At 66.3% G+C, this 1748-nt stretch carries 2 protein-coding genes; one reads left to right on the forward strand and one right to left on the reverse strand.

The window, feature by feature from the left end; genetic code table 11:
- Nucleotides 1–105: 105 nt before the first annotated feature.
- Nucleotides 106–534: an IS200/IS605 family transposase gene (tnpA, locus tag EHS43_RS43880; protein ID WP_125195978.1), complete on the reverse strand. Its 429-nt coding sequence runs from the start codon at nucleotides 532–534 to the stop codon at nucleotides 106–108.
- A gap of 50 nt (nucleotides 535–584) precedes the next feature.
- Between tnpA and EHS43_RS43885 the strand changes: the two genes are divergently transcribed.
- Nucleotides 585–1715: an RNA-guided endonuclease TnpB family protein gene (locus EHS43_RS43885; RefSeq protein WP_125195979.1), complete on the forward strand. Its 1131-nt coding sequence runs from the start codon at nucleotides 585–587 to the stop codon at nucleotides 1713–1715.
- Nucleotides 1716–1748: the final 33 nt, after the last annotated feature.

Genomic DNA, 1748 nt, shown 5'->3' on the forward strand with positions numbered 1-1748 from the left:
ACTTCAGCATGATCTAGCGCGGAACCCCGGGCGTTCACGCCCGGGAGGAAGCGCTTCTTAACACTGCTCTGACGTGCACGAGTGCACGGGTCTGCACTGTTGGCCTCAGTCGGGACGTTTCTGGGTCTCGATGTACTCCTTGATGACGGCGAGCGGGGCGCCCCCGCACGAGGCGGCGAAGTACGACGGGGACCAGAAGTGCTCACCCCACAGGTACTTGCGGATGTGGCCGGGGAACTCCTGCCGCAGGCGCCGGGCGGAGACGCCCTTGAGGGAGCCGACGAGTCGGGAGATGGCGACCTTGGGCGGGTAGTGCACGAGCAGGTGGACGTGATCGCGTTCGCCGTTGAACTCTCGCAGCTCCGCGCCGAAGTCGGTGCACACGTCGCGCATGACCTCTTCGCAGCGCAGAAGGATCTCGTCGGTGAACGGTCCACGCCGGTACTTGGGGGTGAAGACCAAGTGTGCATGCAGGGTGTAGACGACGCTACGGCCCCTGCGGATATCGGGGTTTGGCTCCCAGCGTGGTGACATAGATCAATGCTACGGTCACGCTCGTGAAGATCGTGACGCAGGTCAAGCTCATGCCGGACGCCGTGCAGGCATCCGCGCTTGAGCGCACCCTGGGCACGGTCAACGACGCCGCGAACTGGGTGTCGGAGGTGGCGTTCGAGCGCGGTGTGCCGCGTGAGTACGAGCTGCGCAAGCACACCTACGCCGAACTCAAGGCCCGTGGGCTGGGAGCGCAGGCCGCGCAACACGTCATCAAGAAGGTGCGCGACTCGTACACCACGCTCAAGGCCAACATCCGGGCCGGGAACCTCGGCAAGGAGGGCTCGAGGCGTCGCCGCAGGGCTGAGTCCAAGCCGGTCACCTTTCGCCCCGAAGCAGCCCAGCCGTATGACGACCGGTGTTTGAGCTGGCAGTACGACCAGCGGACCGTGTCCGTCTGGACCGTGGACGGCCGGGTCAGGAACATCCGCTTCGCCTGCTCCGCCGACGCGCTCAAGATGCTCCAGGCGTACCGGCAGGGCGAATCCGACCTGATCCAGCGCGACGGCGTGTTCTACCTCGTCGCCACCTGTGACGTGCCCGAGGCCGGGCAGTACGAGCCGGACGGCTTCATCGGCGTGGACCTCGGCATCGACAACATCGCCACCGCCTCCACCGGCTACCTCGCCGCCGGGCGGGGGCTCAACCGGTACCGCAAGCGACAGCTTGCCCTGCGAGCAAAGCTCCAGAAGAAGCGCACCAAGTCTGCCAAGCGGCGGCTCAAGGCCCGTGCCCGCAAGGAGGCGCGGCACGGGGCCAACCAGAACCACATCATCTCCAAGACGATCGTGACCGAGGCTGAACGCACCGGACGCGGCCTGTCCCTCGAAGAACTCAAGGGCATCCGCACCCGGGTACGGCTCCGCAAGCCCCAACGGGTCGCACTCCACTCCTGGGCCTTCGCCCAGCTCGGAGACTTCATCGTCTACAAGGCCAAGCGGGCCGGGGTACCCCTGGTCTTCGTTGATCCCGCGTACACGTCGCAGACGTGCGCCGAGTGCGGCCACGTCGACAAACGCAACCGTATCGACCAGGGGCTTTTCATCTGCCGGGGGTGCGGGGTCGTTGCCCACGCCGACCGGAACGCTTCCCACAACATCGCCACCCGTGGCGAGAGCGTGTGGAATGCGGGGCGTGAGTCACGCGTCCCTGCCACCCCATAACGGGGTGTCTGGACGGAGGAGTCCACCCCAGCA

Source organism: Streptomyces sp. RP5T (assembly GCF_003933965.1).
Classification (GTDB): Bacteria; Actinomycetota; Actinomycetes; order Streptomycetales; family Streptomycetaceae; genus Streptomyces.

Excerpts from the sequence above, each read along its gene's own strand:
- tnpA (WP_125195978.1), bottom strand. The coding sequence starts at position 534 with ATGTCACCACGCTGGGAGCCAAACCCCGATATCCGCAGGGGCCGTAGC.
- EHS43_RS43885 (WP_125195979.1), top strand. The coding sequence starts at position 585 with ATGCCGGACGCCGTGCAGGCATCCGCGCTTGAGCGCACCCTGGGCACG.